Source organism: Novosphingobium flavum, assembly GCF_014230315.1.
Taxonomy (GTDB): domain Bacteria; phylum Pseudomonadota; class Alphaproteobacteria; order Sphingomonadales; family Sphingomonadaceae; genus Novosphingobium; species Novosphingobium flavum.
In genome coordinates, this window is record NZ_JACLAW010000002.1 from 355,342 (window position 1) to 372,788 (window position 17,447).

Genomic DNA, 17,447 nt, shown 5'->3' on the forward strand with positions numbered 1-17,447 from the left:
AGTGAATCGCCCGGCGCATCCTCAGCGCGCGGGTTTTCAGCCCGCGTCGCGCCAACGCCGGAAGACGTTCCGGGGTCTGGGGCCCAAGGCCCCAGAATCACCCTTCAATCACTAAACCTGTAAAGTGGATCAACCCCGCCCGGTGCGGCGAACCTTGCCCGCGTGGGCGCCAACGCCATTGGCCCCGCCGCGCGGACGGAAGCTGCGCTGGGGGCGGGCTTCGCCCTCGGCCCGCTCGCGGCGGTCGCCCTGCGGACGCTCGCCCTGCGGGCGATCACCGTGGGGCCGGTCGCCATGCGGACGATCCCGGCGCTCACCCTGCGGACGGTCACGACGTTCGCCCTGCGGACGGCCACGGCCACCATCGCGGCCCCTGTCACGGCGCCCACCACCACGCGGCTGCTGCGCGGCCGGTTCGACGCGCTTGGCGGCGGGCAGGCTGGCGGCTTGCTTGAGGAAGTCCTCGGGCAGGGCCTGCGGCTCGAGCTTGACCTTGGTCAGGCGTTCGATGTCGCGCAGGTAGGGCTTTTCGTCGGGCGCCACGTAGGACACGGCCACGCCGTCAGCCCCGGCGCGCGCGGTGCGGCCGATGCGGTGCACGTACTGCTCGGGCACGTTGGGGATTTCGAAGTTGAACACGTGGCTCACGCCCGAAACGTCGATCCCGCGCGCGGCGATGTCGGTGGCGACGAGGATCGGGGTGTTGCCCTGGCGGAAGCCTTCGAGCGCGGCGGTGCGCTGGGCCTGGCTCTTGTTGCCGTGAATCGCGGCGGCCTTGACCCCGGCGGCGGCGAGGTGGCGCACCACGCGGTCGGCGCCGTGCTTGGTCCGGGTGAAGACGAGGGCGCGGTCGATCGACTGGTCGGCAAGGCCGGCGCGCAGGCTGATGGTCAGCAGGGCCTGCTTTTCCGCCTGGTTGATCATCGTCACGTACTGCTCGACCCGCTCGGCCGTGGTCGATTGCGGCGCCACTTCAACCCGCACCGGGTTGTTGATGAAGCGCTTGCCGAGGTCGGCGATCGCCTGCGGCATGGTGGCCGAGAAGAACAGGCTCTGCCGGTCCTTGGGCAGCAGGGCGGCCACGCGGGTCAGCGGCTGGATGAAGCCGAGGTCCATCATCTGGTCGGCCTCGTCGAGTACGAAGATCTCGACGTTGCGCAGGGTCAGGGCGCGCTGGTCGATCAGGTCGAGCAGGCGGCCGGGGGTGGCAACGAGGATGTCGGTGCCCTGGGTCAGGGCGCGGGCCTGCTTGCCGACCGGAACCCCGCCGAACACGCAGGTCACGTGCAGCTTCAGGAACTTGGCATAGCCCTTCATGTTGTCGGCGATCTGGGCGGCGAGTTCACGGGTGGGCGAAAGCACCAGCATCCGGCACGAGGCGGACTTGAGCGGCTTGGGATCGGCGGCAAGGCGGTGCAGCGAAGGCAGCGAGAACGCGGCGGTCTTGCCGGTGCCGGTCTGGGCGATGCCCAGCAGGTCGCGCCCTTCCATCAGGGCCGGAATCGACTGGCGCTGGATCGGGGTCGGATCGGAGTAGCCCTTGGCGCCGAGCGCACGCAGGATCGGTTCGGCGAGGCCGAGTTCGGTAAAATAGGACATAAGGATCTTTCATGGGCCGCGCGCAAAAGGCGCACGGCAAGCAGGGGTTCGCAACGAGCGACCCGTGCGTGAAATGGGAAGCGGGTGAATGGTGGCCGTTCGTCCCCCCGCGGTCCTGCGTCTTGAGAGACGGACCTCACGCTGCGGGCGACTGCGCTGGCAAGGGCCACGCGCCGGTCACGAGAGCGGCCCCTAGGCGATATTGTTTCCCCGCGCAAGGAAATTACGTTGCAGTGCAAGATGGGAAGGGGTGGCGCTACCGGAACCGGGGGTTAGAGAAGGGGCGATGGATGATCCGCCTTCCCCCTGCAATGGCATTTGCCGGATCGCGCCCAGCGGTCTGTGCGCGGGATGCAGGCGCACGCTGGATGAAATAGCCGCATGGCGAGACCTGTCGGCGGAGGGCCGCCGAGCCATCATTGCCGCCCTGCCGGATCGAAGGGCCTAGCCAAAACTCCCCTCCCGCAAGCGGGAGGGGCCGGGGGAGGGCCAGCAACCTCTCCGGATTACCCGCCCCACCCGGCACATTCCGGATCGGAGCCCACCACCTGCCGGCGCAGTGAGGCCCGGGCCAGCCGCTCGATCTCCGCCTTGCGCCGCGCGGCGGCCAGCGGCAGCAGCGGGGCCGGGCGAAGGATCTCGGCGTCATAGCCATCGGCCACGATCAGTCCGCAGTCGGCCGGGCGGAAGGCCTCGGTCTCCATGCAGGCCCGGTCGAGGCCGGGCGCTAGCCCCCAGAAGAAGCGGTCGCAGTGATCGAGATAGTCGGTCCACTTGCCGTCGCCCAAGAGGTCGGCCCGGCTGACCTTGATCTCGACGATGATCACGTGGCCCTTGGCGTCGATCCCCATCAGGTCGGCGCGGCGGCCCGAGCGCAGCGGCATTTCGGGCAGGCACCAGATGTCGTTGCGCGCGAACAGCCGGCCAATCCCGCGCGCCACCATCCGGGCGGTCTGGGCCTCGGCGCTGTCAATCGGCGATGCTGGGGGAATCGGAAGCGAAGCCATGTCCTTATCATAGGAACATAGCATGAACTTCGCAAGGGTCAGGCGATAGGGCGCCGTTCGAGCGATCCGGGCGGTGCCAGCGCCAGCAGGGCGTCCCGCGCGGCGACGAATTCGTCCCACAGCGCCCGGGCGGGCACGGCCGCCGGCGTCCCGCGCGCATGGACGGCCAGCAGGGCGCGGATTCCGGTCTCGAGAATCGCGGCAAGGTCGGCCACGCCCTCGCGGGCATGGACCAGCCGCCAGCCCCCGGCCTGGGCGATCGCCTGCGGGAAATTCCGCGCCTCGGGCGAAACGGTCGGCGCCGGCAGTCCCGCCAGCGCGGCGACCACTCCGGCCGCGTCGTGCAGCCCCAGCCAGCGCCCACCCAGCTCCGCGCCTCCGTCAGGGCGGGGCCGGGCTGCCTGTTGGGAATCGGGCGGCTTGGTGCTCATTCCCGCCCGTTAGCCCGGCGCCCCTTGCCAAATGCCTAAACGGAGCGGTGCAGTGCTGTTGCAGAGCCGTTGCAGTGCCGATGCGGTGGGCCTTGCGCGCTCCGTGCGAATTCCTTCTGGCCTCCCCGCAACCTTCCTGCTAGGCGCCCATCCCACGCACCCGTAGCTCAGCTGGATAGAGCGCTGCCCTCCGAAGGCAGAGGTCACAGGTTCGAATCCTGTCGGGTGCACCACTCTCCACAGCAAGACCGAAAACGGCAGGCCCGGCTCAATAGTCGCGGTCGATCGTGCCGATCCCGTTGATCCGGCTGCGCAGCAGGCGGGGCTTGCGCTTGAGTTCGACATTGCCGACCCCGTTGACCTCGACATCGACCGAGCCGGTGGCGGCGAGCGAGACCGAGCCGGCGCCGTTGACCCGCACCGTGGCATCCTCGCCCTCAAGATGGTCGAGATCGATATTGCCCGCCCCGTCGGTGGTGACGAACAGGCGCGCCGCGCGGCCCTCGGCCGAGAGATCGACCGCGCCGGCAGCGCGCAGGCGCAGTTCCGGCTGGTCGAGCCCGCGCAGGCGAACCTCGGCCGGGGCGCGGAAATCGAGTTCGGGCACTTGCGGCGCGGTCAGGAACACGCGCAGGCCGTCGCTGCCGTAGCGCTCCTCTCCGCCAAGATGCAGCCGTCCGCCGTCGAGCGCGACGCGGCCCACCACTTCGGCCGGCCCTTCGAGGCGCAGCTCGGTCTGCTCGCCCCTGCGGAATTCGAAACGCAGCGGCATGTCCGCGGTCAGCTTCGGGCTTGCGCCCAGGGGCAGGATGCGCACGGTGCGCGGGCCCCGGTCGCGATGGTGGTGTGACATCACCCAGTTCCACTTGCCCGATGCGAACTCGTCGCGCAGGCCCGGTCCGCCCGCAATCCAGGCCCCCGAAAAGGCGGCGATGGAAACCAGCGTACCGCTGGCGAAAACGATCAGCAGCTTGCGGATCATGCCACATCTCCCCGGGTTTCGCCGCGAATGGCGGGTTCGATCAGGCGGTAGTGCAGCCGCCCGAACCACTTGGCGGCATTGACCAGCCAGGTGCCGACGATGCCAAGCAGGGCTCCCGCCGCGACGGCCGCGGCCATCAGCCCCAGCCCCGCCAGCACGGCAACCAGTGCGCCGCCCGGAAAGCCGCTGAACGGCCCGGCCACCAGCACGAAGCCGCCGGCGATGAAGACCGACACGGTCGCCACCATCAGCCCGAAGAATACGCCGAGCACCGGCAGGACGATGGGCAGCAGGACGAGGATGTCGATCGTCGCGAGCCCGAGGAAGGCCAGGATCACCGACCAGGCCGAGGACGGCGTCCGCTCGCTTTCCCAGCTCTTGATCCCCGCCTCCAGCCGCAGTTCGCGGGCCATGCGCGAGGGATTGCCGAGCGCGTCGGACACCTCCTCCTCCGATCGCCCGTCCTCGGCCGCGGCCTCGAAATGGGCCTCGTAGTCGGCCACGATTTCCTCGACGTCGGCCGGGGTCATGCCCTTGAGCCCGGCGCGCAGGCGGCGGATGAATTCGTTACGCTTCATGGCTGGTCTCCGTTTCCCCGACGGAAAGAGATGGCCCGTCCTCGCCGATCAGCGCCTCGACCGCGGCGGTGAAACCGCGCCACTCGTCAAGCTGCTCGGCCAGGCGCGCGCGCCCGGTTTCGGTGATGCGGTAATACTTGCGCGGCGGCCCGGCGGGCGATTCCTCGAGCCGTGTGCTGACCAGCCCGTCCGCCTGCATCCGGCGCATCAGCGGGTAGATCGTCCCTTCGCCCATGTCGACCGCGTCGGCGAGCCGGCTGGCGATGTCATAAGCATAGTTTTCCCCGCGTGAGAGCAGGGCCAGGACGCAGAGCCCCAGCACCCCTTTCTTCAGCTGGATTTCGATTTCGGACATCGAATCGGTCTCCCGTGGATGGAGACTGGATATTGCAAGCTACCTGCGAATGCAAGATACCGTGCTAAGTGCGGTAGGCTGGGTGAGGAGGGCGGAATGTGCTTCCCGCGCAGTCGGCTTCAAATAAAGAAAGAAGCCGCTCGAAAGGCTGGGCCCTGCCGGAACACGCGCCCATGCATGGTCAGGAAACGCCGGCAGTATCGGGGGCGCAGGGGTATTAACCCCTGCATGGACCACTGTTCTTATGAGAAAATCATAAAGGCCGCCGCCCGGTGGGAAGCGGCGGGCCTCAGCCCATCTTCTTGAACAGCCAAGAGAATGTCCCGCCGCCGCGGCTGACCATGCCCTGCACGACGATCTGCTGGGTCGCCACCGGCCTGCCCTGGGCGTCGGCCCAGAGCGAATCCTCGACCACCACCTCGCCGCCGCCGGCGCGGAATTGCCAGTAGGTGCCGTCGGGGAGCGCAAGGCCCACGCCCTGCCTGTCCGGCGAGAGGCCAACCTCGATCCCTGCGCCGAGGTGGAAGCGGATGGCGAAGGAGACCTTGCCGCGCGCGCCCTTGCCCCGCGCGGGGACCAGCAGGTCCTCGCCGCGCAGTTCGGTGCCATCGTCGCGCAGGATCAGGATGCGGCGGTGAGTCAGGCCATAGCGCGAGGCATAGCCATCGTGGCTGGCCTCGAGCCGGGTGGCGCCCGCGCCGCGCTCGCCCGGAATGGCGCGTCGGTCGACCTCAACCTCGGAGACGCCGCCGCCGATCCGCCCGTTGATCAGGACCGCGGTGGAATTGGCATCGTCGATGACGAGGGTGGAATGGGCGCCCGTGGCCCGCAGGGCCTGTTCGAGCCGGGCCGGGATCAGCCCGCCCGCCGCCGCGCCGCCGCCGCAATTGACCACAAGCCGGTGCCCGGCATGACTGAGTTCGAAGGCCAGGGTCGAGGCGCAGCCGGCGCGCGCATGCTTGATCATCGGCGGCGGGGCCGCATCGAATTGCAGCACGGTCTTGGTCGCCACGACCCGCTGGTAACCCCACTGGCGCACGTCGCGCAGCGGGCGGGTACGCACGCCGCTCGCTTCGACCAGTCGTGCCACCTCGTCGCCGCCGATCGCCCATCCGCCCTGCCACGAACCGAGCGACCCGTCACCGTGCGTGAGCGCCAGCAGCGGCGGCACCAGCAGGCCGAGCATGCCCTGGATCGCGGCGGGCGGCTCGCGTCGGATCGCGCGGTAGCAGGCCGAAAGGCGCACGAGCAGGGCGATCGCCTCGATTTGGGCGAGCGGGCTGCGCGCCAGCGTTCCGCCATCGTCGCCGACCAGTTCGCCGAGGGTGCGGATCAGCCCGGCCTCGCCATAGAGGCGGCGCGCCTTCCCATCGGGCAGAAGCAGCCCGGCCGCCACGATTCCGCACCAGCCGGCCAGCTGGGCCATCAGGTCCTCGCCCCGGTTCACCCGCTTGTCGAGCCAGCGGGCCTGGGCGGCCATGGCGACGAGGGTGCGGGTGCGCAGCGGCCCGGCAAGGATCAGCGGGGCGTGGACCAGCCACGACAGCAGGCGCGTACCGGCAAGCGAAACGGTCCAGGCCCCGACCTTGGCGGGCTTGGGCGGCGGCGCGGGATTGGCGTCGAGCCAGGCGAGAAGAATCCGCTCGGCCACCGGGGCGCCTTGCTCGCGCGTGCCCGCCGCCTCGAGGTCTGCCAGCCAGGTGAAGCCGTGGACATGGCGCGCCAGCGGCGGGGTCATCCGCGCCACCCCGGCCAGTTCGGCCTGGGCGATCGGCAGCTTGACCCCGTGGAGCAGGAAATGGCCCGCGCGCAGGGCTGTGCCGGCCACCTTGTCGCCCGGCAGCGGATTGAGCACCGTGGCGAGCAGGCGCTTCTTCGATGGCTTGCGGAACGATCCGGTCACCTGTCCGCGCAGGCCGAGGCCATAGGCCAGCCGCATCAGCCGCTCGCCCGCCGACAATGAGGGCGGGGAGAAATCGGTGAGCGCCAGCATGCGCCCGGGCTCGACCACGCTTTCGGGGATCTCGTCCGCCGCGCCGGAACCGGCCTCGCGCGGATCATGGTGCAGGGGCAGGGCCGGGGCGCCGGCTTCAACCGCCGCGAAGTCTTCGCCAGGTGCGGCGCCGTCCTGTCCGGCCCGTGCGTCGGCGCCGTCCTCGGCGATCCTGCGCAGGCCGGCGTCGGTCATCGCTCAGCCCAGTCCCTTGAGCGCGGCGATATTGGTGGCATAGCGATCGGGTCCGCCGCGGAAGGTGGCGGAACCGGCCACCAGCACGTCGGCCCCGGCAGCCACGCATTGCGGCGCGGTGACCGCATCGACCCCGCCATCGACCTCGAGCCGGATTTCGCGGCCCGACTTGTCGATCATCTTGCGCACCGCCTCGATCTTGCGCAGCTGGCTGGAAATGAAGCTTTGCCCGCCGAACCCGGGGTTCACGCTCATGATCAGGACCAGGTCGATCTCGTCGATCAGGTAGTCCAGCATCTTGGCCGGGGTGGCCGGGTTGAGCGAAACACCCGCCTGCTTGCCCAGCGACTTGATCAGCTGGACCGTTCGGTGGACATGGGCCCCCGCTTCCGGGTGCACGGTGATGATGTCGGCCCCGGCCTCGGCGAAGGCCTGGATGTAGGGATCGACCGGGGAGATCATCAGGTGGACGTCGAAGGTCTTGGTGCTGTGCGGGCGCAGGGCCTTCACCACCATCGGGCCGATCGTGATGTTGGGCACGAAGTGGCCGTCCATCACGTCGATATGAATCCAGTCCGCCCCGGCGGCGTCAACCGCGCGCACTTCTTCGCCAAGCCGGGCGAAGTCGGCGGAAAGGATGGAGGGGGAGATCAGCGGGACGGTCATGGCCATGAGCACTTTCTCTGGTGGATTGGCCCTATCCACCCCCCGGGAGGGCGGCAACCGCCGAACCTGCGCTTTTCCACATTGCCGTGGCAGCGAACAGGGCCTTGTGCCGCCGATTGACCCGATTCGGAAGGGCCTCTAGGCCTTGGCGCGATGGACGGGGGCGCAATGATCGATCTGATGGCGCGGGAGATGCGTCTGCGGCCGGGGCCTGTCCCCGCGGCGCTGGGTGGGTCGTCGGTGGCCGTGGGCAAGCACCTGCTGCGCGGCGATGAATTTGTCCTGCGTGAACCGGGCCTCGCCTTCCACTACCGCAAGGGCGAGGGGGTCACGGTCGAGCGGCAGCCGGGGCCGGCCGACCCGGACGAGGAAGAGCTGTTCCTCAACGGCAGCGTCTATGCCGCGGTCGCCGCGATCAACGGGCTGATGCCGCTCCACGCCTCGGCCGTCGCGGTCGGCGGCAAGGTCGCGGCCTTCACCGGGCCGGCCGGGGCGGGCAAATCCACCCTTGTCGCCGGGCTCTCGCGGCTCGGCCTGCTGCTGTTCTGCGACGATACCCTGTTGCTCCATTTCGGGCAGGACGGGGCGATCACCTGCCTGCCGGGGCACAAGCGGATGAAGCTGTGGCGCGACGCGGCCGAACTCACCGAAAGCGAGCCTCTCGAGCGGGTCAGCGCGGCCTATCCCAAGGTCTATGTCACTCCGGCGGGCGGCGACGTGGCTGAGCCGTTGCCGCTGGGCGCGCTGGTCTTCCTCGAGGAGGGCGCGGGCGGCGAGGCGCCGTGCCTGTTGCCGCTCGGCGGCGGGGAGAAGATTGCCCGGCTCGACGACGATCACTATACGCGCGCCCTGTTCGACGCGGCGAGCGGCCATGGCCGGGCCGAACGCTTCGCCCTTCACGCGCGCATCGCCCGGCAAGCCGCCATGGCGCGGTTCGTGCGGCCGAAGGACAGGGGTGGTTTCTGGGCGGCAACGCGCTACCTTGCCGAAAATATATCGGATATGGTTGGGTAATGAGCGCAGTCAGCAAGAATACGGGCAACTTCGTCGAAACCGAGGTTGATGATGAATTGATCCTCATGCGGATATCGGACGGCGATTTCTTTTCGCTGGAGGGGACGGCGCGGGCGGTCTGGGCCGCGATCGACGGGGTGCGCGATCGCTCGCAGATCGTCGGCTTCCTCGCGGCAGAGTTCGAAGCGCCGGCCGAGGCGATCGCGCCCGATGCCCATGCCTTTCTCGACGAACTCGCCGCAGCCGGCCTTGTCTCTGGCTGATGTCTCTGGCTGAGCGGCCGTCACCGTCTGATCCGCCGGGCACGGCCGCGCTGCGCCGCCGTCACCGCGCGCGGGTTGCCGAAGCAGCTCTGTGGCTGGTCGCGGCACGGCTGCTCGTCTCGTTCGTCCCCCTCGCGCGGTGGCAGTCCACGCTGGGCCAGCGGGTTCCGCCCGATGCCCCGATGCCCGCGCCCGGCGAGGAGCAGGCCCTGCGCAGTCGCCGCGCCGGCCGCGCGGTGGAGCGCGCGGCGCGGCTTCTGCCGCTCGAGCTGAAGTGCCTGCCCCGGGCGATGGCCCTGCAATGGATGCTGCGCCGCCGCCGAATCGCGAGCCGCCTGATGATCGGAATCCTGCCCGCCGGACAGCGCGGATCGGTCGATGATCTTCACGCTTGGGTTATATCCGGAACAGATATAGTTATTGGCGAGTTACCGTTACCGCATCGCACCGTTCTGGCGTTGCAATGCGGCTAAATACTTGCCGCAGAAGCGCTTAACGGTGCTTTACCGCGCTTGCGAACTGTGGCATCTACGTAGTGTAAGATGGCGCAATAATGGATTGGAGACGAGTATGACCAAGACCTGGACCGCACCGAAGCTCAACAAGCTCGGCACCGTCAAGGACGTCGCTGGGCCGACCGGCAGCGGTGGGCAGGCTGGCCCGAACGCTCACTCGTAAGGCACCAGCCATAGCGCGGTGATTGCGGCATACTTGAGCTGGTGCCCGGTTGGGGCACCCGATCCAACCAGGTATGCCGCGCCGCTGCGATGCCTGGCGGCGCCGGATATTGCGCTGGAACATGATGTCGGCGGCTTCAGGGCCGCCGCATTTCGTAAGGGCGGCGCCGGTTCCGCGGCGGTCGGTCCCGGGTGGGTCGGCCCGAACACGGTTTTGCACGGCTGGCTCGACGATCTCGACACGTTGATCGAGGAGTTGGGCGCAGAGGCCCATGGCGCGGGGCGCAACCCTGCCAGGCTTTACGATCTCGCCCTGTCGCGTTGGGGTGACGAAACCGACCTCAAGCTCACCGGCACCTACGCCGCCATCACCAGCCTGGGCGATGGCCGCCTGCGTCTGGCCCGCTCCCCCTGGTCGGCCCCTCCGCTGCACTTCGTCCATTCCGCCGAAAGGGCGATGGCCTCGTCGGTTATCCGCGTCCTGTTCGAGGCCGGTCATCCGCGCGAGGTCGATTACGAATTCGTCGCCGACCAGCTGGTGCAGGATCATCGGCCGCTGCAGACAGTCGGGTGGTATCGCGGGGTCAGCCGGGTGCCGATCGGGACCCGTATCGTCCTGTCGGCCAAGGGCGCCGAAATAACGCCCTACTACGATCCGCACCGCGTCACGCCGGTGCACTTGCCGCGCGACGAGGACTATGTCGCCGCCGCGCACGATCTGTTGGCCCGCTCGGCCCGTCTGGCCCTGCAGGATTGCCGCCGTCCCGGCCTGATGCTTTCGGGCGGGCTCGACAGCGCCATGTGCGCCACCGCCCTGCTGGGCGAATTGCCCTCTGAACGGCGGCTGGCGACCTTCACTTTCTGCCCCGATCCGGCGTGGGACGGGCGAAACCAGTCCACCCAGTTCGGCAACGAACGGCCCTATGTCGAGGCCTTCGCCGCGATGCATCCGCGGATCGACGCCATGTTCGACAATACCGGACAGTTCGACACCGGGCTGCGCGACATCCTGCGCGCCAATGACCTGCCCACCGCCAATGTCGCGAATACCGGCAAGTATCATGGGCCCTGGCAGATGGCCCGCACCGCCGGGTGCGACTGGTTGTTCAATGCCGAATTCGGCAATTTCACGATCAGCAACGATGGTCGCTGGTCCTATGTCGAATACCTGAAGCGCGGCAAATGGCGGCAACTCGCCAAGGCCCTGGCGCAGCGCGGCGGTGACGGCCGCCCGCTCTGGCGCAAGGTGCTGGCCCTCTCGATCCTGCCCCTCGTGCCGCGCCGCCTGCGCGTGGCGCTGCGCCGGCTGGTCCATCCCGGCGACGGTGATCCGGTGTCCAACGTCAGCGGTCTCAGCCCGGCGGCGCGCGCTGCCCAGGCCGAGCGCGCGCGTGAACGCGGCACCGATGCGCTGATGGACGATTACCACTATCCCCGTTCGCGGGCCGAATTCATCGCGCGGATATGGGAAAGCGCGGACAGCGGCGAGGATCTCGATCTCGCCTTCGAACGGCTTTACGGAATCCGCCGCCGCGACATCACCGCCCATCGGCCGCTGATCGAATTCTGCCTGGGCGTGCCGACCCGCCAGTACATCCACGAAGGTGTGGATCGCTGGCTTGCCCGGCGCATGGCCGAGGGACGGATCCCGGAAAAACAGCGGACCGAGAGGCGGCAGGGCAATCACCATCCGGACTGGCACGTGCAGCTCGGCCGCCGCCGCGCCGAACTGGCCGAATCGCTCGAACGGCTGCGCGACCATCCGGTGCTGGGCGAAATGCTCGATATCGACCGCCTCAACGGCCTGCTGGAAGATTGGCCCGAGGTTGCCCCGCTCGACAAGGCGCAAGCCCTGCCGCGCGCCTTTGCCATGACCCGCGCGCTGACCGCTGCTAGCTTCGTCTGCTATGCTGAAGGCCGTAACGACTTCTGAACCCCTGCCGCCCCGCGACGAAGGCCTCTTCGCCGTGGTCGGCCGCCGCCGTCTGGCGGGGCCGGTCGTCCTGTTCGGCCTGCTCACCGCGCTGGCCGCGCTGACCGAGGGGGCCGGGCTGGTCCTGCTCGTGCCGATGCTCGCCGCGCTCGACACGGGGGCGGCGGCCACCGGCCTTACCGGGCGGATGGGCGCCGCCCTGGCAGCGGTCGGGGTCCCGGTCCAACTCGAACCACTGTTGCTGCTGTTCGTGCTGCTCGTCACCCTGCGCGCCGCGCTCGGCATGGCGCGCGATCTGGCCGGACTGCGGTTCGAGGCCGCCGCGATCGACGGCCTGCGCCACCGCGCCTGGTCCGCCCTTGTGCATTGCGACTGGCGCACCATCGCGGCCCTGCGCCAGACAGATGCGAGCAGCCTGATCATCAGCAGCATCGACCGGGTGGGCTACGGCGTGCGCCAGCTGATCGCCCTGTTCGCCAATGCCGCCACGCTTGGCTCGATCGCGCTGGCCGGGCTGGCGATCGCTCCGGCCATCGTGATCCTCGCCGGGGTTGGCGGCGTTCTCGTCCTGCTCGCCTATCGCGGCCTGCGCCGCCGGGCCGGCCTGCTCGGTCAGGAACTGGGCGAGGCTTACAGCAACGTCCACGCCGCATTGATCGAGGGGCTCGGCGCCCTGCGCCTGATCAAGAGCTTCGGGCGCGAGCAGGCGGCGCTCGAAGGGCTGGACGACGCCTTCGCGCGGACGCGCCGCGCGGAATATGCCTTCGGGCGCGATACCGGCCTCGCGCGCCTCGCCTTCCAGGGCGCGGGGGCGGCCCTGCTGGCGCTGGTGGTCTGGCTCGCGGTGCGCCGCTGGGGCATGGGCGCCGCAGCGGTCATCCCCACGGTCGCGCTCTTCGCCCGCGCGCTGCCGCTGCTGGGGCTGGTGCAGGAATCGTGGCAGAACTGGGCTCATGCCCGCCCGGCGCTGGTCGACGCGGTGAACCTGGTCCACCGCACAGAGGCCGCTGCCGAGCATGAAGGCGGCCGCGCGCAGGCCCCGGTCGCGGCCATTCCGGCTCACCTGCCGCCGATCGTCGTCGAACGCGTCACCGTGCGCCATGCCGCCCGGGCCGAACCTGCGCTCGATACCGTGAGCCTCGACCTTCCGCCTGGTTCGATCACGGCCCTGCTCGGGCCTTCCGGCGCGGGCAAGTCGACCCTGGCCGATATTCTCTGCGGCCTGATCGCTCCCGATGAAGGCGAATTGCGGGTCGGCGAAGCGCCGATTCGCGGGGCTGCACGCCGGCAATGGCGCGAGCGGGTCGCCTATGTGCAGCAGGAGCCGGTGCTGTTTCATGCCTCGCTGCGCGAAAACCTGCTCTGGGGCGCGCCGGCAGCCGATGAGGCGGCGATCGCGGCCGCCCTGCGCGCAGCCTCTGCCGATTTCGCCCTGGCCCTGCCCGAAGGGCTGGACACCGTGGTCGGCGATCGCGGCGCCCGCCTGTCCGGCGGCGAGCGCCAGCGCATCGCGCTTGCCCGCGGCCTGCTCCGCGCGCCCGACCTGCTGATTCTCGACGAGGTGACCAGCGCGCTCGATTCGGCCAACGAGGCCGCCGTGACCGATGCGATCCGCCGCCTCAAGGGCAGCCTGACCATCGTCATCATCGGCCACCGCGGCGCCCTTGCCGAACTGGCCGAGCGGCGGATCACGCTCGCCGCCGGGCGGGTCTGCGACGGCACGTTTGCGGCAAGGGGTTGAACTTGAGCGACGAATTGCGCAAGGTTCCCCTTCGCAACGGGGCGAGCGGTGCGTCGTCGGTAGTCCCACAACACGGATGTGGAAGCGCGTGATCCTCAAAGCCCTGTATCCTGCGGCTCTCGTGGCCGCGTCACTGGCCGCTCCCGCCTCGGCGCAATTGGCTCGGCCCGGCTGCACCGGAAAGCCCAGCGCCACCTGGATCGACGTCTCGGTCGACGGGGTGCGGAGCAGCCAGGGACTGGTCGCGATCACCCTCTATGCCGACAAGCCGCGCAAGTTCCTCGCGCGCGGCGGCTCGCTCTACGTCGGCCGCGTCCCGGCGCGTGAGGGCAATACCACGGGCTGCATTTTCGTGCCCAAGCCGGGCGTCTATGCCCTCGCCATCTACCACGACGAAAACGCCGACCAGGCCTTCAACCGCACGGCGATCGGCTTGCCGGCCGAGGGCTACGGCTTCTCCAACAACCCGAGCACGCTCGCCGGGCTGCCCTCGTTCAAGTCGGTCCGCCTCAGCATCCCGCGCTCGGGCCTCGTGACGCGCATCCGCATGAAGTATCCCTGAGATCGGGATTTTTCGCGCGAAGCGCAGGAAAAACGAAGCAGAGGGAAGTAGAGTGATTCTGGGGCCCCTTCGGCTGGCCGGCAGGCCGGCCGCTCAGGGTAAACTAAGGCCCCAGACCCCGAGCCGTCTTCCGGCGCGGGGGCAGCGCGAAAGGCGGCCTCATGCACGGTCCCGGCGCCGGGAGACGGCATGGGGTGCAGGGGTATTAACCGCTGCATAAACACTTCAAATATCCGATTTAAACCGCTTCGCGGAAAAAGCGCGTCAGCGGTAGAGCAGGACCAGCCGTGAAGGGGCCTCGGCCTCGGCCAGCGCGTGGGCGCGGGGGTCGTCGACGTCGAGCCACCAGGCGCCGGCAATTTCCATCGTCGCGGCGCGGCCCTTGTCGGCCAGCGCCTGCATCCCGTCGGAGAGGCTGCCGGGTTTGCCGGCGGAAATGGCCGCGGCGATCGCCTCGGGCAGTTCGGGCGTGGCGAGGAAGGCGCCGCAATCGACCACGTCGTAGTCGGTCAGGTGCTTGCCGATCGCGGTGATCCGGCCATGGCCGTCGGTCTTGACCCAGGTCGCATCGTCGGGATCGACCAGCGGGCTGTCCACCCGCAGGTCAGTGGCGAGGGTCACGCCGCGGTCCGGGGCACCGACCTGGGCAAGGCGGGAAAGGATTTCGGCCGAGAAAATGTGGTCGGCCATCATCAACAGGAAGTCGGACCCGCCCATCTGGGCGACCCGATTCGCCCCGGCGATGACCGAGAAGCCGTTGGGCTGCGACCAGTCCGCCACGCGCTGGGCATGGACCTCGACGCCGGTGCGGCGGGACAGGTCGGCGAGGAATTGTTCGACCCGGGCCGCTTCGTGCCCGGTGACGACGGTGACGCGCTCCACCCCGGCGGCGCGGGCCTGGAGCACACCCAGTTCGATCAGCGGGATTCCCGCGACCGGGGTGAGGGGTTTGGAATCTGACAGGTCGCGCAGGCGGCTGCCGAACCCGGCCGCAATGATGACCGCATCCACAGTCTGGTCCTCTCAACGGAAAAGGGGCCGGCTGTTGACCGGCCCCTTTCGATTCGTTTCGCGCGAGCTTATTCGGCCGCGAGCGCGTTGGTCGAGATATATTCCTCGACCATCTGGGCGGCGGTATCGTCGTTGAACTGCTGCGGCGGGTGCTTGCAGAAGTAGGCCGAGGCCCCGATCAGCGCGCCGCCGTCACCGCGATCCAGCGCGACCTTGCAGCAGCGGATGGCGTCCATCACGCAAGCGGCAGAGTTCGGGCTGTCCTCGACCGAGAGGCGCAGTTCGAGGTTCATCGGGACATTGCCCCACTGCGCACCTTCGAGGCGCAGGAAGCACAGCTTGTTGTCCTTCTGCCACGGAACATAGTCCGACGGGCCGACGTGGATGTTCTCGTCTTCGAGGCGCTCGGCCAGCATGGCCTGCACCGCCTCGGTCTTCGATTCCTTCTTGGAGCCGAGACGCTGGCGATCGAGCATGTTCATGAAATCGGTGTTGCCGCCGGTGTTGAGCTGGTAGGTCCGCTCGACGGTCACGCCGCGGGCGGCGAACAGGCTGGACAGCACGCGGTGGACGATCGTGGCGCCGACCTGGGCCTTGATATCGTCACCCACGATCGGGATGCGCTTCTCGCGGAAGCGGGCTTCCCATTCGGGGCGGCTGGCAATGAACACCGGCATGCAGTTGACCACGGCCACGCCCGCTTCGAGGGCGCATTCCATGTAGAACTCGGTGGCCGTTTCCGAACCGACGGGGAGGAAGTTGACCAGCACTTCAGCGCCCGAGGCCTTGATCGCGGCAACGATCGATTCCTTGGTGGCTTCCGGCTCGCTGGCGAGGATGAAACCCTTTTCGCCCATCCCGGTCATGTGCTCGGCCACGCCGTCGAGGATCTTGCCCATGATGACCTTGGCACCGGTGGCCGGCACGTCGCCCTGGAACACGGCGGTGCAGTTCGGCGCGGCGAAGATCGCCTCGGCGATGTCCTTGCCGACTTTGCGCTTGTCGACGTCGACGCCGAGCACGAAATCGACATCACCCGCACCGTAGCCGCCGATCACGTCATGGATCAGGCCTTCGGACGAATTGTTCTGCCGGTAGTAGGCTACGCCCTGGACCAGCGAGCTGGCACAGTTGCCCACGCCGATCACGGCAACCTTGATTGGCTTCATCAAACTTACACCCCTTCAGGTGGACACGTACACGATTGCCCTCGGCAATCCGGCATCCTTGGTTGAATTCTGTCGTGCTGGCAATGGACCGCCATAGAGTATGGCCGGGAAATGCGCAAATCTGCGCCCGTTCATGCCCGTCCAGACCTGCCGCGCTCGCGACGCTCGTGTTTACCTTTCCGTCAACATAACCGAACCCGGCACGATCGACTGGCGAGCGCGCCGAGCTTCCCCCGAGGCCCCATTGCTGATTATAGGGGGGGCGAAGGTCCCGCAAGGCCCACTTTGGGCCGGGCGGCACGGTTGTTGCGCGCGGAATTACAGAGGGGGACCAGATGGCGCAAGCGGGTGAGGCGGGGAATGCGATGAACGGCGCGCCGCCCAGGCGTCCGCAGCGCCCGCGCGAGCTGCAGGACGGGCTCAATCATTACCTCTACCATCCGCTCGCTTGGCAGCTGGCCCGGCTGCTCGCGCGCACGCCGCTCACCCCCAACATGGTCTCGGTGATCGGCGGCTGCTTCGTGATCGCCGCCGCCGTGGTCTATTCCCAGCCCATCTGGCTGGGTCTGGCCTGGCCCGCCGCGCCGCTGCTCGGCCTGATCCTGCACATGACCTGGCACGTGGTCGACGGCGCGGACGGGGATCTTGCCCGCCTGACCGGCCGCTCCAGCCCGGTCGGCGAAATGGTCGACGGGCTGTGCGACTACGCCAGCCACGTGGTCATGTACCTCACCCTCGGCTGGCTGCTGGCCCACGCCATGGCCCCCGAGAGTTACCCGCTCAGCCACCCCTACCTGTGGATGTGGGCGGCGGGCATCAGCCATATCATCCAGTCCAACCACGTCGAGGTGCAGCGTCGCCAATACCAGTGGTGGGTCTATGGCACGACCTGGATCCGGATGAACCACGGAGCGGATTCGGCCACCGGCAAGAGCTTGTTCGGCGGGATCGTCTCGTTTTACCTCGCGCTCGCCAGCGGCATGACCCCTCACGCGCTGAAGATCGACGAGGCCGTGGCCGCCGCCAAGGACGATCCGGCCCGGCTTGCGCAGATTCGCGAGGCCGTCCGCGCCGAGGCACCGCCGCTGCTGCGCCTGTGCAAGATTCTCGGCCCCAACCCGCGCGCGATCGTACTCGGCCTGTCGATGCTGGCGGGCGGGCCGTTCTGGTACTTCGTCTACCAGTCGATCCTGCTCAACCTGCTGCTGGTGGTCTCGGTCGTCGCCCACAACCGTGCAGCCCAGCGAATCGCGGCGGGGATTTCAGCCTGA

The 17,447-nt window shown here is 68.7% G+C and carries 18 protein-coding genes and 1 tRNA gene; 9 read left to right on the top strand and 10 right to left on the bottom strand.

Annotated features, from left to right (window positions below; genetic code table 11):
• Positions 1–129: 129 nt before the first annotated feature.
• A complete protein-coding gene (locus H7F51_RS03660; protein WP_185662848.1) occupies positions 130–1,599 on the bottom strand; it encodes a DEAD/DEAH box helicase in 1,470 nt (489 codons plus the stop codon).
• A gap of 286 nt (positions 1,600–1,885) precedes the next feature.
• Between H7F51_RS03660 and H7F51_RS03665 the strand changes: the two genes are divergently transcribed.
• Entirely contained in the window at positions 1,886–2,047 is a 162-nt protein-coding gene (locus H7F51_RS03665) for a DUF1289 domain-containing protein (RefSeq protein WP_185662849.1), read from the top strand.
• A 58-nt stretch (positions 2,048–2,105) separates the two neighbouring features.
• Here H7F51_RS03665 and H7F51_RS03670 read toward each other — a convergent pair whose 3' ends face one another.
• Both H7F51_RS03670 and H7F51_RS03675 read right to left on the bottom strand, forming a co-directional pair.
• A complete protein-coding gene (locus tag H7F51_RS03670; protein WP_185662850.1) occupies positions 2,106–2,606 on the bottom strand; it encodes an MmcB family DNA repair protein in 501 nt (166 codons plus the stop codon).
• 38 nt (positions 2,607–2,644) lie between these two features.
• The gene (locus tag H7F51_RS03675; RefSeq protein WP_246447703.1) at positions 2,645–3,037 is read right to left on the bottom strand and encodes a hypothetical protein; all 393 of its coding nucleotides are present in this window, start codon (positions 3,035–3,037) and stop codon (positions 2,645–2,647) included.
• Positions 3,038–3,193: 156 nt separating this feature from the next.
• Between H7F51_RS03675 and H7F51_RS03680 the strand changes: the two genes are divergently transcribed.
• Positions 3,194–3,270, top strand: a tRNA-Arg gene (locus tag H7F51_RS03680).
• A 35-nt stretch (positions 3,271–3,305) separates the two neighbouring features.
• On the opposite strand, the gene H7F51_RS03685 is transcribed toward H7F51_RS03680, so the two are convergent.
• From H7F51_RS03685 to rpe, 5 genes are all read right to left on the bottom strand, one after another.
• Complete coding sequence (locus tag H7F51_RS03685; protein ID WP_185662851.1) at positions 3,306–4,019, bottom strand: GIN domain-containing protein; 714 nt, start codon at positions 4,017–4,019, stop codon at positions 3,306–3,308.
• Positions 4,016–4,597, bottom strand: a complete 582-nt coding sequence (locus tag H7F51_RS03690; protein WP_185662852.1) for a DUF1700 domain-containing protein — start codon at positions 4,595–4,597, stop codon at positions 4,016–4,018. The genes H7F51_RS03685 and H7F51_RS03690 overlap by 4 nt, the downstream gene beginning before the upstream one ends.
• Positions 4,587–4,952: a PadR family transcriptional regulator gene (locus H7F51_RS03695; RefSeq protein WP_185662854.1), complete on the bottom strand. Its 366-nt coding sequence runs from the start codon at positions 4,950–4,952 to the stop codon at positions 4,587–4,589. Before H7F51_RS03695 ends, H7F51_RS03690 begins: the two co-directional genes overlap by 11 nt.
• 289 nt (positions 4,953–5,241) lie before the next feature.
• The gene (locus H7F51_RS03700; RefSeq protein ID WP_185662855.1) at positions 5,242–7,140 is read right to left on the bottom strand and encodes a heparinase II/III family protein; all 1,899 of its coding nucleotides are present in this window, start codon (positions 7,138–7,140) and stop codon (positions 5,242–5,244) included.
• A 3-nt stretch (positions 7,141–7,143) separates the two neighbouring features.
• Positions 7,144–7,806, bottom strand: a complete 663-nt coding sequence (gene rpe / locus H7F51_RS03705) for a ribulose-phosphate 3-epimerase (RefSeq protein WP_185662956.1) — start codon at positions 7,804–7,806, stop codon at positions 7,144–7,146.
• A gap of 168 nt (positions 7,807–7,974) precedes the next feature.
• Between rpe and H7F51_RS03710 the strand changes: the two genes are divergently transcribed.
• The 6 genes from H7F51_RS03710 (at position 7,975) to H7F51_RS03735 (ending at position 13,996) form a co-directional block, all read left to right on the top strand.
• Positions 7,975–8,820 (top strand): phosphoenolpyruvate carboxykinase (ATP), encoded by an 846-nt coding sequence (locus tag H7F51_RS03710; protein WP_185662856.1) that lies wholly within the window; start codon positions 7,975–7,977, stop codon positions 8,818–8,820.
• A complete protein-coding gene (locus H7F51_RS03715; protein ID WP_185662857.1) occupies positions 8,820–9,083 on the top strand; it encodes a PqqD family protein in 264 nt (87 codons plus the stop codon). Before H7F51_RS03710 ends, H7F51_RS03715 begins: the two co-directional genes overlap by 1 nt.
• The gene (locus H7F51_RS03720; protein WP_185662859.1) at positions 9,083–9,556 is read left to right on the top strand and encodes a lasso peptide biosynthesis B2 protein; all 474 of its coding nucleotides are present in this window, start codon (positions 9,083–9,085) and stop codon (positions 9,554–9,556) included. The genes H7F51_RS03715 and H7F51_RS03720 overlap by 1 nt, the downstream gene beginning before the upstream one ends.
• A 418-nt stretch (positions 9,557–9,974) precedes the next feature.
• A complete protein-coding gene (locus H7F51_RS03725; protein ID WP_185662860.1) occupies positions 9,975–11,693 on the top strand; it encodes an asparagine synthase-related protein in 1,719 nt (572 codons plus the stop codon).
• Positions 11,668–13,434 (top strand): ABC transporter ATP-binding protein, encoded by a 1,767-nt coding sequence (locus H7F51_RS03730; protein WP_185662861.1) that lies wholly within the window; start codon positions 11,668–11,670, stop codon positions 13,432–13,434. The genes H7F51_RS03725 and H7F51_RS03730 overlap by 26 nt, the downstream gene beginning before the upstream one ends.
• A gap of 88 nt (positions 13,435–13,522) precedes the next feature.
• Entirely contained in the window at positions 13,523–13,996 is a 474-nt protein-coding gene (locus H7F51_RS03735; RefSeq protein WP_343061192.1) for a DUF2141 domain-containing protein, read from the top strand.
• A 264-nt stretch (positions 13,997–14,260) separates the two neighbouring features.
• Here the strand turns inward: H7F51_RS03735 and H7F51_RS03740 are convergent, their stop codons facing one another.
• Both H7F51_RS03740 and H7F51_RS03745 read right to left on the bottom strand, forming a co-directional pair.
• A complete protein-coding gene (locus H7F51_RS03740) occupies positions 14,261–15,007 on the bottom strand; it encodes an NTP transferase domain-containing protein (RefSeq protein ID WP_185662863.1) in 747 nt (248 codons plus the stop codon).
• A 68-nt stretch (positions 15,008–15,075) separates the two neighbouring features.
• Positions 15,076–16,176 carry an inositol-3-phosphate synthase gene (locus tag H7F51_RS03745; RefSeq protein ID WP_185662864.1) on the bottom strand — a complete coding sequence of 367 codons (1,101 nt, stop codon included), beginning with the start codon at positions 16,174–16,176 and terminating at the stop codon, positions 15,076–15,078.
• Between the two features lie 335 nt (positions 16,177–16,511).
• On the opposite strand from H7F51_RS03745, the gene H7F51_RS03750 reads away from it, so the two are divergent.
• Positions 16,512–17,447 carry a CDP-alcohol phosphatidyltransferase family protein gene (locus H7F51_RS03750; RefSeq protein ID WP_246447706.1) on the top strand — a complete coding sequence of 312 codons (936 nt, stop codon included), beginning with the start codon at positions 16,512–16,514 and terminating at the stop codon, positions 17,445–17,447.

Coding starts and splice junctions, on each gene's coding strand:
- H7F51_RS03675 (WP_246447703.1), bottom strand. CDS start 3,037: ATGAGCACCAAGCCGCCCGATTCCCAACAGGCAGCCCGGCCCCGCCCT.
- H7F51_RS03700 (WP_185662855.1), bottom strand. CDS start 7,140: ATGACCGACGCCGGCCTGCGCAGGATCGCCGAGGACGGCGCCGACGCA.
- rpe (WP_185662956.1), bottom strand. CDS start 7,806: ATGACCGTCCCGCTGATCTCCCCCTCCATCCTTTCCGCCGACTTCGCC.
- H7F51_RS03730 (WP_185662861.1), top strand. CDS start 11,668: ATGCTGAAGGCCGTAACGACTTCTGAACCCCTGCCGCCCCGCGACGAA.
- H7F51_RS03745 (WP_185662864.1), bottom strand. CDS start 16,176: ATGAAGCCAATCAAGGTTGCCGTGATCGGCGTGGGCAACTGTGCCAGC.
- H7F51_RS03715 (WP_185662857.1), top strand. CDS start 8,820: ATGAGCGCAGTCAGCAAGAATACGGGCAACTTCGTCGAAACCGAGGTT.
- H7F51_RS03750 (WP_246447706.1), top strand. CDS start 16,512: ATGGCGCAAGCGGGTGAGGCGGGGAATGCGATGAACGGCGCGCCGCCC.
- H7F51_RS03695 (WP_185662854.1), bottom strand. CDS start 4,952: ATGTCCGAAATCGAAATCCAGCTGAAGAAAGGGGTGCTGGGGCTCTGC.
- H7F51_RS03670 (WP_185662850.1), bottom strand. CDS start 2,606: ATGGCTTCGCTTCCGATTCCCCCAGCATCGCCGATTGACAGCGCCGAG.
- H7F51_RS03665 (WP_185662849.1), top strand. CDS start 1,886: ATGGATGATCCGCCTTCCCCCTGCAATGGCATTTGCCGGATCGCGCCC.
- H7F51_RS03690 (WP_185662852.1), bottom strand. CDS start 4,597: ATGAAGCGTAACGAATTCATCCGCCGCCTGCGCGCCGGGCTCAAGGGC.
- H7F51_RS03710 (WP_185662856.1), top strand. CDS start 7,975: ATGATCGATCTGATGGCGCGGGAGATGCGTCTGCGGCCGGGGCCTGTC.
- H7F51_RS03685 (WP_185662851.1), bottom strand. CDS start 4,019: ATGATCCGCAAGCTGCTGATCGTTTTCGCCAGCGGTACGCTGGTTTCC.
- H7F51_RS03660 (WP_185662848.1), bottom strand. CDS start 1,599: ATGTCCTATTTTACCGAACTCGGCCTCGCCGAACCGATCCTGCGTGCG.
- H7F51_RS03720 (WP_185662859.1), top strand. CDS start 9,083: ATGTCTCTGGCTGAGCGGCCGTCACCGTCTGATCCGCCGGGCACGGCC.